Raw genomic sequence first — 16,076 nt, 5'->3', positions numbered from 1 at the left:
CATTTATCGGCATATTCTGTGCCAAAACGTAAACCGATGTTCAGAATTATAGTTATCATCACTTAAATCTGAACTGATGAACCTAAACTGTTCTTTATATTTGGCGTTCGGAATATCGCGTTCGAGTCTTATCTCCCATACGTTATTTTTGGCATAAATAACATTGTCCTCGTCATAATACTCATCTAGCAAGCCCCTATCATCTAGTAGACTTAATACTGCTGAATGCACAGCAAATGATATTTTGGGATTCAGATTATTCTCGATACAAGCCAGCCTTGTTGGAGAAAAATCATCATTTACTATTGAGTAGTCAATTTGGTTGAGCATTGCGCGCTTTCTTGACTCAATATCTGCAAGCAGGTCAGCCTCTATTTGGTTATTATCAAAAGGGGTGATGTCTGGAAGTGGATATCTCTCAAAAACCGATAACATAATATAATAGTACCATCGGTCAAGAACTAACACAATCCTTTATCAAAATATGCAAGTTCATTTAGCAACACGAAACCCGTCTGTCGCCATTGCACAAGGTTAACATCTTATGTTATTCTTATGCTTGTAAATAGTAGTAACTTTAGAAGGAATGGGAATTGAAGTCGTTAATGCAAAAGTTTAGTGTTTCTATGTTTGGTTGTTATAAAGATAACAAAACAATTGAGGGTACTAATAAGTTTATGGCTTATCTAAAGCCTGCTTCTGTTTCTGCATCATTAATAGCTATTAGTTTAGTGTTAGCTTTATCTACTACATTAGCCTTAATACCTACTAATAAAGCCTATGCTATAACTCCTCCGGATAGCTGTTTTAACTTTAATGCTGGTACTAATACTATTACAGGTTACTACGAGCACGAAAACAACAATCCAAGTGATCCAGCTTGCCCTAAGGCTGTAGATATACCTAGTACTATTGGTGGTGTAGCGGTGAACGTGATAGGAGACTATGCTATGGACAACGAGCAACTAACTAGCGTAACTATCCCTGGTTCTGTTACTACTATCGGCAACTCTGCTTTTTATGCCAACCAACTAACTAACGTGACAATACCCAATTCGGTGATATATATGGGTGAAAGTTCGTTTGAGAACAATCTGCTCACAAATGTCACAATACCAAATTCGGTGACATCTATGAATACAGGGTTGTTTGCTTATAATCAACTCACCAGCGTAACTATACCTAACTCAGTAACAAGTATTGGCAACGCTGCGTTCCAGGACAATCAACTCACCAGCGTAACTATACCTAACTCAGTAACAAGTATTGGCAACGCTGCGTTCCAGGACAATCAACTCACTAGCGTAACCATACCTAACTCAGTAACAAGTATTGGTGACCATGCATTCATGTTTAATCAGCTCACAAGCATAAACATACCTAACTCAGTAACAAGTTTGGGCTCTTTTGTATTTAACGCCGATCAATTAAGTGAGGTCTTTATCCCTAGTTCTGTTACAACAATGAGCAGTACATCAATCGGAGGGCAGACAGTTCCGGATACTCCTACATATATAGATTATGCAAATTCGGGATATAGCCCGTCAGTTTTTCAAGCTTTGATAGATGGGACGAAGACTTGCAACGTTTATATCGACCCAAGCCAAGCTACAATTTTAGGACTGGCTGATCTAGCAATGACAGAGGCAGACTTTGGCATGCCAGATTCTAATGGCAATGGTGATACTAGCGATATTCTTCTTATGACTCTCATCAACCCCTCCCGTGCTGTAGTTAAGTATCAGGATGGGTCTGGTAATGATTTATTGCCATCATCTACTATCACTGGTTATGACACTGGTTCTAGTACTACACTAACTAACTATCTACTCAAGGATAATCCTTCTAAAGATATTAATGCTTACTACAAGGTAGGAGATACAGTAGATTTGCCTTCTGCTCCTAATATCTCTGGCTATAGTCTAGTATCTACTCCTCCTACTACTCTAGCCTTATCTACTACTGGAGCTAATGAGATTATCTATACCTATAAAACAGGGGGTAGTAACTCTATACCTAATGCAGAAGATAGTAAGACTGTAGTTCTAGATCTTCCGACTAGTACTACACTATCTAACTTTGTGGCTGTTAAAGAATCATCACTAGCAGTTCAAGACTCTGGCTATAATTATCCATTAGGCTTAATAGACTTTAGCTTTAGTACATCTACTACAGACAACACAGTGTCGTTACTATTTGTTACCGACTTAAAACCAAATCAGGTAATAGCTAAAAAGTATGATCCTAGCACTAAGGGCTATACTACATTAGACAATGCTACTATTACTGAAACTACTCATAATAACCAGCATGCTCTACTACTAACCTATACTATTACTGACAATGGTGATTTAGACTTAGACAAAACAACTGGCATTATCAAAGACCCTGTAGGCTTAGCTACGTTAGCTGTGGGGAGTCCGAATACTGGGGTGAGGTAAAAGTAACTATATTAAAACATTCACGATAGTGATATCTACGAGAACTTTTTATATCTTTGATATTTAGCGACACCTTTATCCCAGTTTGAATAGAATCCTTCTTCCCACAATGTTTGCAGTTGCTCAAAATATGCTTGGTATAGATACTTAACCCGTTCTACGCTAAAGTTTTCTACGGCATACTCATGGATTACTTTGTTATTTAACTTGTGGACATTCTTAGCACCCCATACTGCCTCACCAATTGTCCTAAACCTATAGCCGTGAACTCCATGCTGGATATTCTCGGCAAATGCCCCAAAATCCGTAGCTATTACTGGGGTTCCACAAAGCAGGCTTTCGATTGCCACCCCACCAAAAGGTTCAATATAGGTCGTCGCCATAAAAGTTGCGGTTGCGTTACGAAGCAAAGCCGACCGCTGAGCAACATTTGCATGCCCGACATGCAAAATATGATCCCCACTAACCGAAAAGTCATCGCCATAAATAGTATTTCCTTCTACCTTACTAACTCCTTGCCCTGCCAACACCAGTCGTTTACCTAATCTTCTTGTAACTTCTACAGCAATCTCTACACCTTTTCGAGGTATAAATCGCCCTAGAAACAAAAAATAATCTTCTTTTTTATTCTTGAACTGAAAGTTTTCTGGCTCGAAGTAGTTTGGGATGACTGCGTCGTAGAACCTTCCGTTGTCATCATTTAATTTTCCTTGCACATAGTGCATATGAGAATACGATTCGTATACCCTAAATGGTGCAAAAACCCCCTCGTAACCAATACCATACTCAACAGACATGTGCGCTGGGAATGCATCGGCAATTTGCTTTTGACAAACGCCACCAATAATGCAAATAAAATCCTTTTTATTAATTCGTTTTTTTATTTGGCTGATTGCACGTCTGTTAGTATTCTGCCAATGCTCATCCTCAATATTCCAGGTTAAGTTGAAAAAATTTTGCTTAAAGTCGTTGTCGCCGAACCATTTTTGCTGATCATCTTTTGGCGCAATCGTAATCAACTCGTCAACATTTGCCTCATTCTCCTCAGATGCGTATAGATACACTTTATGCCCTAGTGATTTCATCATATTACAGAACTTTCTGGTTTTAGATGTATAGGCACACGCTTCATATTCCATTGTCGTTTGAGTGTGTGGAAGCGAAACTACATGAAATGTCATTTGGCTACTCTTTTTCATAATTAAATACTAGCACTTACTGCGGAAAGCAAGCTGTTGTAAAAGAATCACACCTATAGTCCTGGTAATGATTCTAGCCATCTGAAAAAATGTTGAAAATCAAAATCTACGTCGTGTATCGTGTGATGCAAGGCGTCATAGACCTCATATCCTTCATAAGTAGTAGTTGGAGGTAGCGAGCCCGCCACGGTTGTCATTACATCAGAAAGCCTTTTCTCTTGAGAATAAGGAGTCCGCGGATTACTGACAACGACATTATCAGAGGGGGCCCAAGCATATGCAATGCTTGGTATGACAGAAGGATTAAGTAAGACCATGTCGTCAATGCCACAGTTGTTAACATCCCCAACACCATTATTGTAATTCTCACCCCGAAACACGCGACATGTCGCATAGATACTTCCTGCCCCAGCATCTAAATATGGCCAGTCTGGATGTGTAGGATCCCAAGATTTAAGATAATTTAAATTGATTGGTCCAGCCACAATATATGCGCCCAGATATGTTGGATCTGCTACGTTTGGGCAACCAAAAGAGCCCACGTTTCCGGCTAAAGTAAGATCACGTCCACCACCATCATTAGTCAAGCCTTTACTTACTACAGCACCGAGTGCATTGTATCCTCCAGCTGAATGACCAGATGCAATGAACTTACCTGCATCAATATTATACGTACCATCTCCTCCGCTATTTGTTGAAGATTTAGTTTTTAGCCAATATGTTGCTTCTTTGTAGTTCAATATCATAGTTGGATAACGCCCAGAGGCAGTATTTGGATCCCAGGCGGGGTAACTACCTGCACCTGATGTTATCACTGTGTGCAACACATACTCTAGTGACGCAACCGCATAGCCTTTAAGGCAACAGTTTCGGACAAACTGATTAGGGATTGTGGTCTTGTTTCCAGATGACCAGTAGCCTCCATGCGCCCATAATATTACTGGCCAACCATTTGCAGGAGGCGTGCCTGTAGGTATGTATAGATCAAGTTTACGATAATTTCCTGCGCCATAACTTAAATCTGAATACAGGGTATAGTTGGGTGTCGCGCCCGTCCAAAGCTCCGCCTTTATATCTTCATAAGTCAGTGCTTTTGAGGAATCCAAAACAACACTGCCACCACCACCATCAATTGAGCTAACTTCACCTAGATCATCCAATTGCTTTGATGTAGTACCATCATATTCAAACCATGCCCATTTCTGTGGCTCATATGGTGTTCCAACCGTATTAGTCAGAGAGTCTGGATACCTCCTGTTAAGCAAATAATCAGTCCAGATTTCAACGTCTGAAAGCCTAGAGCTCATTAGTGGCGTAGTATCAGTATCGAATCCTCCAAAACGAACTTCATCCATCTCAACATTTGGTGGACTTGCAGTTAATGTTTCGATTGGCGTGGTGTTATCATTTAAATATACGCGTAGTCTGACCTTTGGGGTTTGAGTTGAATCAACCTGTATTTCATATCTGTAGTATCCATTGCCAGCAGGTGGAGTAAATTGATAACTAGTCCAAGCGGTTGCGTTGCCAGACCAAGCAATTCTTAATTGCATAAGGGTTGATCCATCATAATGCTTGTGCTCAATCCGGAATTGTCCTGCTCCTCCATTGAGAATTTCTACAACCCCATTATCTGTTACAGTACCAGAATTACCCTCGTAACGATGATAAAAACGTAATGAATATACATTTCTGCTAGAATATTCAGATTGATATTCACCAATCTGCCAACTTAACCTTGGAGTATCCCCTGGATAATCTTCTAAGAATATTGATGTTCCATCTACACGACCTGGCCGAATACCATCCCATTTTATTCTGGCACCAGGAGGATTCCCTCCTGAAGCACCCCAAGCCGTACCATTCGGATTATAAGAATCCATCCAGGTGAATAATTTATCTCCCGCACCAGCTGTCATTTTTGGTATTACTCCATTGCCTAATAAAAGCTCTACCCTAGTTCCGCTTGCACTCCCCAAACATAATGCTGGTCTTAATCGAACATTGCCTGAACTTAAAGAGCCCGAATTAACTGCCTTTAGTGACGCAGATGTGTATGTTAAATTAATCTTTGGCGCATATAAACCAGCACTTTGGTCGTAAAAGTAGTTTTGGCCGTTACCATTGCCATATCCAGTCGCACCAACCGTACCGTTATCCCAAGTAAAGCTTCCTAGATTACCGACATTATAAGTTGTACCAGAATCATCATCAGCGAATAAATAGACCATGACATACTGAGTAGTACTATTCCATCCAGAATCATTAACTAATGGCTGAATGGCAGATGCAAAATTTTCAGTATCCACCCAACTCCCCGCACTCAAATCTCTACCAAGCGCCGAACCACTACTTTGATTTGTGCAAAACGCCTTATATATTAGTGCGCTAGAATCACGCACATGAGCACCATAATTCGATAGATCAAAACCAGCCTTATTGTGAGTTGGACCACATCTGTTACCGAACAGTGTTGTTGAGGCAGTCTGTCGACCCAGCCTCTGCCACGGCATTGAGCCTAAAGTTCCATTGACCACCGCTCCTGAGCCATTAACATCCAAATTATTTTCAACCGCGACATAAATGTGATTTGTTAATCCACCGGTATATGCGTTGTTTGTTCTTAGGCTTAATGTGCATGAACTAATTTGAGACCCCTGTGGAACATTATCAAACTTAAAAATATAGAATGTTGCAAGAAATAAAGAATCATCATAGTGTGGCCCAATAATTGGATACTTTAGAGCCGTAGTAAAGTCTACGCCACTTGCATTTCCTCGCTGATTCCATGCTTGGAACCCATCATGAGTAGACTGAGCAACTGATACTGATACGTTAGTTGCCACTTAGTCTACCTTGAGCATTAAATCGTTTGCAGAAATACTTGCCTTATATGTGTTGCCGATTGTTGCAGTGCCAGCGTCTGGTGTTCCAACCCATAAAACTTTGCCAGATCCACCACTAGCAACGTCCGTAATAAAAAAAGCTAGCACATTAACGTCAGAGCCGGTTGTATTTGTCCACTCAACAGGACTACCGTTATTGTTATAGCAAATTGCACCATTTTCATCGGCACTAATAGAACCTACTGTTATTGATTTTCTACCAGTATAAAACGAAGCACCTATCGTAAACTCATTTCCTTGACCAGAAGATATTAAAGTCGCTAAATCCATACCGTCCATATTTGCTGGGGCAGACTGTAGCAACCCGACATAAAGAGTAGAAATTTGAGACACAGCTGAGCCTGTGTTAATTTCAACAGATCGAGTTTTACCATCTTTCCCGAGAACCAACCCCATTTATGGCTTTCTCCTAAGAATAATTGTTCCTGTTGGAGTTCCTGAAGGCAATCCATCAGTTGTAACCCAGTTTGAAGCCACTACAATAACACCTTCACCCGAATTACCGGCTACGCCTTGCGGGCCAGTAGCGCCGGTGGCGCCAGCACCTCCAGCTACACCAGCTATTCCTTGTGGTCCGGTGGCACCTGTAGCACCAGCTCCGGTAGCGCCCGTTGCACCTTGAGTACCAGCAGAACCAGCTGGCCCTTGTGGTCCGGTGGCTCCCGTAACGCCAGCGCCAGTAGCTCCGGTGGCGCCTTGAGAACCAGCTACACCTTGCGGTCCAGTGGCGCCGGTAGCACCAGCACCTCCAGCTACACCAGCTATTCCTTGTGGCCCGGTGGCACCTGTAGATCCAGCTCCGGTGGCGCCTTGAGAACCAGCTACACCTTGCGGTCCAGTGGCGCCGGTGGCACCGGTAGAACCAGCGCCAGTAGCACCCGTTGCGCCTTGTGAACCAGCTGGGCCTTGTGGGCCGGTGGCACCGGTAGCGCCAGGACCTGAAATTAACGATCCCTTCAGGGTACCGTCTTCATTATGGGAAACCCTCAAGTATTCATTGAGCACATCGCCCCACTGACCTCTATCTGACCCTGGTATTGGTAGTCTTGGCATATTAGTTTGTTACCCTGTTTTTCGATAAATACTTATATAAGCTTTAGTATAATAAAAATTATAGGCTACATCAAGTAACTTGCAGTAAATCACTCTTGCAATTCACCAACCACAATAACCCTATCATCATACATGTGGGCTGATGAGTCAAATCTACCACCACAAGTTATCAAATTAAGCTGGCTCTTAGTGTTAGGTTTTTGAGAAAATAAAAAATCTGCTGACTCAGATTCTTTCATCTGTTTCACTTCAATCACTTTGTAGTGTTTGATTGCGCCACTGCCGGTTTCTACCTCAAATAAATCCCCTGCTTTCATATCACCCAAATGCTTAAATACCCCGTCGCCTTTTTTCCCAGTAACGTGACCAGCGATTATTGAAAGACCATCCTGTCCAGGTTGTTGACTATTAGTAAACCATCCTGTGAGGTGAATATTGTTTGGTACAGCAATCTTATTATTCTGATCAACCCCCATACGTTGTACATAGGCATCGACACCAATCGACTGAATACGCAATTTCTTTGGATCGTTTTCGGCACCCTTCCAACTATACGTATCAGCATTAGCCTTAGATTCATCTGGGGTATCGGTAGAATATGTAACGGTCTCTGGTGCGTTTGGTTTTTCAGTATTCTTATGTCTTTTCGTAACAATAAAAATACCAACAATAAATAAAACCATTATCGTAAATATAATAATCTTATATTTTTTTGAAAGCCTAGATGATTTCTTCTTCATTTGTAAATATAATAATTTTCTCCGACAACAGCACGGAAAACACCGTCTATCTTACTACTATTCTAGTAGCACTCAAACTATCACCTTCGCCCGTAGTAAAGATAGTAACCTTAGCACCCTTAGTTAAAGAATCCTTGTTCAACGTCTCTGTCTTTTTGGTTATCTTGGTCTTGTCAGTTATTTTAAGTGTTTTTACTTCACCTTTACTTGTCGTAATCGTAAGTTTTTCACCTTCTAATTTTTCTACAGAACCAGTAAGTGTTTTAAATGGATTTTGGAGATTGCTAAATAAATCAGTTGGACTCTTTGAAGCGCTAGCCTTCTTACCCGCTTCCATGCCCTTATCATATCCTTTATCGTAAGCATACTTATAAATTCCTATGCCAGCAAAAACTAATAACAAAACAACAATTATTGAGAAGATTATCTTTCTTTGCTTTGGTGTCAGCTTCTTCTTTGAAGGTGATGCTGATTTTGATTCTTTAACTTTTTCATTGCTACCTGATGAAATATCCATTATTACCTATACCTCCTTAACGTGCTAACGATTATTTTATCACAAGTCGAATGAAAACATGTAAATTTATTATTAGATTTTACCTCTCACCCCATCCCCACTATCACTGTTGTGCCTTCTCCTGGTTGGCTGGTGATGGTTAGGTTGGCGTTGTATTGTTCTGTAATTACTTTGCATAGGTAGAGGTCTAGTCCTAGTCCGGTATCAGTGAAGTGTTCTAGGCTATGGGCTGAGTTGAATGGGGTAAAGATATTGTTTAGTTGTTCTGGGGGTATGCCTTTGCCATGATCGGTAATAGTTATTTGGATAGGTAGGTTGGTATTGTTAGGGTTAGTGGTTACTGTGTTAGGTTTATTTATCTGGCTAGATTTGTTAGCTTTGTGGATAGATTGGGATAGTTCTATATTAGAGCCAGCAGTACTAGCTGAGATGGCGTTCTTGAGTGGAGCTGACAGTAGATGGGTTAGGGCATTAGCTTCTATGTTGACGTTTTGGTTGGGTTTGATGTTGTTGGTAGTTATAGTGATGTTCTGTTGGTCAGCTAGGGATCTGAGGTTAGTTAGGGTAGTAGATATAGTACTGCTTAGGTTGGTGTGGTATTGCAGTCCTGGGACATGCTTAGATAGGTTGCTGAGTTTTTCTAGTTGGGAGACTATGTCTTTTAGTTCATTGAGGCCTTGGTTGAAGTTACGGACTTTAGGATACTTAGCTAGGTCTTGGCTGACACCTTCTAGGATTATGATGTCATCGTTGAGCTTGTTGTAGGCATCAGCTATGAAGTTAGCTTGGCGAGCATTGAACTCTTGTTCTATTTCTTGTTCGGTTAGTAGAGCTTGTCTTTGGGACTGGAAGGAACGGTAGAAGTAGTAGCTGACACCTAAAGCTATAACACCAACGAAGCCTAGGATAAGTTGAGAAGCAATAGTAATAGCTGTAGGGGTATAGCGTTCAGCTTGAATGAAGATGATGTTGAGTAGTACTACTAAGGTAGAGATAACTACTACTGGGAGCCAGAAGAAAGGATGGGTTAGGAAGCTAAGTCCTTTTCTTTGTTCTAGGTTTCTGATGTTAGCTTGTTGTCTTCCGGTGAGGGATTGTCCTTCATCTAGTAGTTCATTGGCATGGTTAGTGAGACTCTTGATGGCTGACTTAGAGGCTACGATAGAGGCTTCTGGGATAGTTAGAGTGGTAGCTGTAGTGGCTAGGGTTGAGGTGAACACGGAAGCTGAACCAGACTGAGAGCTAGAGTTAGTATTAATAGGTATACTAATGCTATTAGGGGAGCTAGGAGTAGAACTGATGGAGCTGGTGGTACTAGCCTGATTGCTAGAGCTGTTTACGGAAGCTGAACCAGACTGAGAGCTAGAGTTAGGGGTGTAGGTAGTGCCTGGATTACTGGTAGAGCTAGTAGTGTTACTTGGAGGAGTAGAGCTGGTATTAGTAGGAGGGTTGGTATTAGAGCCTGTAGAGTTATTGTTAGTACTTGAGTTATTGTTTGTGGTGTTGGTACTTGCTGTTGTGGTATTAGCAGTTGTGGTTGAAGTAGTACCCATAGCTAGTAGTTCTATGGTTCCTTGGATCTTAGTGATCGGTGTATTGATGTAGTGGGAGGTAATACGTAGGAAGGTAGCTCTAGCCGATAGTAGAGATTTAAAGCGAGTGATGAGAGCTTGGAGAGCTTGTCTTCTTTTGTTTTCTAGATAGCTAGAATAGCCATAGAGGGCTGAGAGAGCTAGTAGAAGTATGAGTAGGCTGTATGGAATGGCTTTAGCTACGGGTTTAGGTATATTGTTAGCAGTATAGTTCACTAGAGATTGCATGAAGGAACCTTTGACTACTTTAGATAGGGGAGCTGGTAGTGCTGTAGATTGAGGGTTGGAGTAGTACTGATTATTGGATGAAGATGAAGGGGTGTCTGATTCTGTGGGAGTAGGTGGTTTAGTGGTACTAGGAGTCTTTGGAGGATTGGTTGGGGTTGTAGGGGTGGTTGGAGTTGTAGGGGTGGTTGGAGGATTGCCGTTACCTGGGTTTTCTGGAGGGTTGGATGGATTACAGTTGGTTGAGCCTACAAAGTCTGGATAGTTAGTACAGTTAGTCTTCCATATAGTAGAGAAGTTCCATTGATTCAAGGGGGGGTTGGTAGAATTGTTCTTGAAGTAGTTAGGTTGAGAGCCGTCGGTGTTGATGGGGTGACAGCTAAAAGAATCACGAAAGTCAGAAGTCACAATTTCAGGTATATTATTTTCAGGAATGGCTGGCGTATAGCTCGTTATATAGATCTCATTACCACAAATATTTGAATCTGTTACAAATCGATCATGATATACATGACTTAACGAATCCTGTGTACTAACAATATCTAAATTATCAATATTAAACTCAGGATTAATCACACTAGCTATTGTTGCGTAATCAAAATATTCGCCAATAATAGCACCTTGCTCACTACCATTTGGGCTGACTAGTTTACTGGTCGCGAAACTTTTTGTTATATAACTACCAGATAATGCGTCTTGGGCGACTGGTGTATTCTGAATATAACGTCCTACGAGCCCCCCAGCAACGCTATTAAAAGCATAAATTACTCTTGATAATGAAGTATCTGATGATTGACTAACCATAACATTATTCACACCAAGACCAATCATATCAACTGATCCAGACGCCTCAACCCTTCCAGATGCATAAGAACTATTGATGTCTACGCCAGCTATTGTCCCAACCAAACCTCCCGCAGATCCACTAAAACCAATCTTTTTTAACTGATCATCAATTTCTGCATCGACTATCAAATTAGAACTAACAACGTTACTTGTGGAGTACGTATCATTGATTGAAAACGAGCTCTCACCATAAGATGCAGCCTTTCCGACTAAGCCACCTACGTTTGTGCCGTTGACATCGCCTTGTGAAAATGAACGCTCAATACTGCCCCCACTTGAGGTAAATGATCCGACCAAACCTCCAACCCCTCCACTATAGCTCGCATACGCTCTGCTCATAGGAAGAGATTTTCCAGATACATTAGAGCTACTTTGCGAATTTTGAATATTCAAACTACCTGTGATAGTAGTATTATGATTAAGAGTTGAGCCAAGATATTGTCCTATTAAACCTCCTGCTGAGGTTAAATAATGCATGAAATCGGTTGGTGTACTTGATGAGTTGCCAGTACCCACAAGATTACCACTAGTAGAACTATTCTTAATTACATAGTTTGTGTCACTCTGAGCAAATCCAACTAAGCCACCCACAAAACCGCCAATAAACTTACTCATATTTATATTTGTGGAACCTCTGACTCCATCTATAGATATATCGCTCAAAGACGTACTGTTTTCGATAGTTGACTCTTTGTAACTCATGGCAAGACCAGCTAAGCCACCTGCCGCTATTATGCCATAAGAATTATTATCTGTCGGTAATTCATTACGTCCATGTATCACAATATCTCCATCCCTATTTAATTGATTGAAATGTTGATATATATCACCAAGGCCAATATAACCTCCTGCATATAGCATAGCGTATGACTGATCTTGCATTCCGGTAGCATTAACAGTGACCTGGTTGTCGCTATCAGATGAGGTTATCGAAGATATTCCTGATTCTCCAACTACACCACCCGCGCTATACGTTGGACCTGTTAGATTATCTGCATATATTTGATCGACTAGAGTATTACCGTGAGCACTTGAGCCAACCACATTGATAACAGTTGCCCTTCCTACTAAGCCACCTGCTCCGCCACCAAATCTAGCTAATTCAGTATGAACAGTAGCATTCGCGGAGCTATTTGTAATTGATACCCCCGAAATTCCTAAATAGTTCGAGGGAATTAAAAGAGACCACCTATCGATATATTCCATTCCTGTTGAGTATGAATATCCAACTAGTCCACCCGAGTATGATAAATTATCAGAATAATTATACGCTCTTGAGGAGACATTCCCATTAAATGATGAATTTGCAATATTTAACAAAGAAGAATTATGCTGTCTTCCAACCAATCCACCTGTGGAAATATCGACTGATGTTGAACTATCAAGAAAATCTCCGCCCTTACACGACACATTACCTCCTGAGCTAGAATCCTCAATACGCGTTCCGACCAAGGTGAGTCCGATCAACCCCCCAGCAAAAGTACAAGCATCATTAATTGTAACTGAAGCATTTGTATGTTGTAATTCCAAGCCTGGCACTTCAAATACATCTTCTATTGCATTACCGGTATTAGCTCCCACTAATCCACCTGAATATTTAGCATTTAATTGCCCGTTAGCAGAACTATCTACTATTAATGTCTTGTAAGGATTATCGTCTTTTTTCCCATCAATCTTATTTATATATGAAAAGGTATCTTTGTTGAATATTTTTATTGCTTTCCCGTAATCTGAAGCGACATACATATATTCTCCATGGATAACAATCTTTCCAGGGGCGTAAATTTCATCTGCTTTATAACCAGCATCAAGCGAACCAACTTCAATCCCACTAGGAGAATATTTTGTCAATTCATGTGTTGAATTGTTTGATACGTATATATTACTATCTTCATCCGCTGTCATATATGATGGCAATGAATATGAAGGTATAGACAATGTAAGATTACCGAGCAAATCATATTGGCTAATACTGCCGTTGCCTAGTGCATATAAATGATTATCGTTAGTAATCATTAACTCATTGTTCCCATTAACCAATTCAATACTTCCAATATATATACCATTACTATCATATCGACGTACTTGATTGCTATATCTCTCTGCTACGTAAATATCCCCGTTTTGACCAACGACTATATCACTGGGGCTTGCATTTTCTCTGCCCACAACTTCTTCTTTGGTAAAGAAAGATGCTAACAAAGTGCCCTCTGCATTGATTTTATGAATAGCTTGTGGTGTTCCATTATAATAATCAGTTTCACCAACCACATAAATATTGTCGCTATTATCAACATATACATAACCTAAGTAATTGCCATATTGACCTTCAAATCCTCCATTACTATTGAATTTTTTTACCCCTGAGAAATATATGTTATTCTGTGCATCAATTGAAATATCATTTGGGGCAAACTGATTAAACTCATCAAGATCGTTTCCTTCATTACCCCAAGAGTCTATTAGATTTCCCGATGTATCAAATTTTAGTACTTTATTGTTATAATTTGATGAATTAATGGTGTAAATATTTCCTTGTGTATCAACAACAAATTTACCTTGCGTAAATTGACCTTGACTTCTATCACCGCCGTAGTTTATTCCAACAAGACCACCAACTGGTCCACCCGAAAAAGTTCCTTTCGCAGCACTTACATTGGCGTGCGATGTTACCCAATTAATCATTATGTTGCCTGCATTATCGCTATCACTATACCCAACAACCCCACCCGCAGACCATTCGGAATATACAGAACCGCTAACTGTAACGTTCGTAATCGTAGTATCTGAACTTGCAATTCCTGAAAGAATGCCAACATACGATCCAGAACCACCTTCATCCGAGTCATAATATATATGGCCACTAACGTTACTATTAATTAGCGAAAGATTAGTTATATTTGTATCTTTTAAAATACCAAACATACCTACACCAATATCTGTACTATTATTGATATACATATTGTTAATCGAATGGTCATTTCCATCAAATTCACCATTAAATACGTACTGCGGGTCATTAGGGATAGGGCTCCATCCATCGCCACTATTCCAATTAATCGTATCAGAACAGTCTATGTTTTGTAATAAAACAAAATGAGCATTCAGCGCCACATCTGAATCTCGATCTTTTATACCATACATCTGAAGTAGGTCATGAAGAACACTGCAATCATTCGTTGTGAATGATGGAACAAAGCTAATTGGATCAGTAAATAAACCCTGTCCTAAGTTATTATTTGCGGCAACACGAAATTCATAACTTTCTCCAAGAATCATTGCTTGATTTAGTTCATTTAATAAATCAATTTGTTCTTGAGTATTATTGTTAACATCCTGCAAATCCATACTACTAAAACTAAAATCAAAGTTTATATTTGTAGTGACGATAGAGGCATCTACATAATTACGCCAAGCAGACTCCCCACTCTTCCTAAACTGTAACGTGTAATAGTCTATTGGGCTACCCTGTTGTGGTTCTTGCCAGGACAAACTTGGCAATGCATATATTGTTGTGTTAACTTCATCGTCAACATAATTGTAGGCAGTAGCAGAAAATCCTTCTGGAACCCCAGGCAAGGTTTGCATACTTAACAATTTAGTTGTTTCAGCATAAGGTCCAGCTCCATTTGAGTTTACTGCTGACACACGAAAATCATAACTTTGTCCAGGACTCAAACTAGTTACTGTCGCATTAAGATTTGTGCTAATGCCGTCATTAAGTACTATCCATGCACTGTCATTGGTAGGTTTATACTGAATTGTATAATCTGAAATTGACGAACCTCCATCATACTCTGGTGCCTGCCATGCTAGAAGTATTGATGTGCTACTTGTAACTTCTGCTGTCAAATTACGGGGAGCACTTAGTTCAAAATTACAGTCTTTACCACTATCATTAATAGTCCATGAGTAGTTAGTGATAATATTTTGTCTTTGGGTTTCGGAGTTACAGTAATTACTATCTCCAGCACCAAAGGTTACTCCACTCTGAAGAGACTGAGAAGACCAGCCTGTTAGGGTGGCATCGTAGTTGACGGTGGAGAGACCCATTTCTATGTTCATAAAGTCTGTGTAGTTAGCTTGGGTTACTTCAGCCCCAACTATTGAGCTTAGGTATGCAAACAAATCATCTACCGTTGCACCTGGGCCCATTACGCTTTCTGCTACGCTATTATCCCATTCACTGGCAGGAACACCAGCCATAGCCTCTAGCATAGTGATGTAATATTCCACTGGATCACCAAACATACTCTCAGCAGATGTAACAGACCCCATATTCCAAGAGGCAAGTGATTGATCAAAAGAGGAGGCGCCACCGAACATCCAGCTCATATCCGTAACATTACTGGTATCCCAAGAGCTGAGATCGGAGTTGAAGTTGGAGGCGCTAGAGAACATACCGCTCATATCCGTAACATTGCTAGTATTCCAAGAGCTGAGATCGGAGTTGAAGCTGGAGGCGCTAGAGAACATACCGCTCATATCCGTAACATTGCTAGTATTCCAAGAGCTAAGATCGGAGTTGAAGCTGGAGAACATACCGCTCATATCCAA

8 protein-coding genes and 1 pseudogene are annotated in these 16,076 nt (G+C 40.5%); 1 reads left to right on the top strand and 8 read right to left on the bottom strand.

Annotated features, from left to right (window positions below; translation table 11 throughout):
* Positions 1-3: 3 nt before the first annotated feature.
* On the bottom strand, positions 4-435 hold the full coding sequence (locus H6793_02230; GenBank protein USN95960.1) for a hypothetical protein: 432 nt from the start codon (positions 433-435) through the stop codon (positions 4-6).
* Between the two features lie 170 nt (positions 436-605).
* On the opposite strand from H6793_02230, the gene H6793_02225 reads away from it, so the two are divergent.
* Positions 606-2,441, top strand: coding sequence for a leucine-rich repeat protein (locus H6793_02225; GenBank protein ID USN95959.1), 1,836 nt, complete (start codon positions 606-608; stop codon positions 2,439-2,441).
* A gap of 35 nt (positions 2,442-2,476) precedes the next feature.
* Here the strand turns inward: H6793_02225 and H6793_02220 are convergent, their stop codons facing one another.
* From H6793_02220 to H6793_02190, 7 genes and pseudogenes are all read right to left on the bottom strand, one after another.
* Positions 2,477-3,640 carry a glycosyltransferase gene (locus H6793_02220; protein ID USN95958.1) on the bottom strand — a complete coding sequence of 388 codons (1,164 nt, stop codon included), beginning with the start codon at positions 3,638-3,640 and terminating at the stop codon, positions 2,477-2,479.
* Between the two features lie 53 nt (positions 3,641-3,693).
* Complete coding sequence (locus H6793_02215) at positions 3,694-6,486, bottom strand: alpha/beta hydrolase (GenBank protein ID USN95957.1); 2,793 nt, start codon at positions 6,484-6,486, stop codon at positions 3,694-3,696.
* Positions 6,487-6,942, bottom strand: coding sequence for a hypothetical protein (locus H6793_02210; protein USN95956.1), 456 nt, complete (start codon positions 6,940-6,942; stop codon positions 6,487-6,489).
* A gap of 96 nt (positions 6,943-7,038) precedes the next feature.
* A pseudogene (locus H6793_02205) lies at positions 7,039-7,485 on the bottom strand (collagen-like protein).
* A 203-nt stretch (positions 7,486-7,688) separates the two neighbouring features.
* Positions 7,689-8,339 carry a class F sortase gene (locus tag H6793_02200; GenBank protein ID USN95955.1) on the bottom strand — a complete coding sequence of 217 codons (651 nt, stop codon included), beginning with the start codon at positions 8,337-8,339 and terminating at the stop codon, positions 7,689-7,691.
* A 46-nt stretch (positions 8,340-8,385) separates the two neighbouring features.
* The gene (locus H6793_02195; protein USN95954.1) at positions 8,386-8,856 is read right to left on the bottom strand and encodes a hypothetical protein; all 471 of its coding nucleotides are present in this window, start codon (positions 8,854-8,856) and stop codon (positions 8,386-8,388) included.
* Between the two features lie 86 nt (positions 8,857-8,942).
* Positions 8,943-16,070: a BspA family leucine-rich repeat surface protein gene (locus H6793_02190; GenBank protein ID USN95953.1), complete on the bottom strand. Its 7,128-nt coding sequence runs from the start codon at positions 16,068-16,070 to the stop codon at positions 8,943-8,945.
* Between the last annotated feature and the right edge of the window lie 6 nt (positions 16,071-16,076).

This window comes from Candidatus Nomurabacteria bacterium (assembly GCA_023898625.1).
Taxonomy (GTDB): Bacteria; Patescibacteriota; Saccharimonadia; order Saccharimonadales; family JAGQNJ01; genus HK-STAS-PATE-36.
Note: the sequence above shows the minus strand (reverse complement) of the source record. Positions and strands in the feature narration are given on the sequence as shown.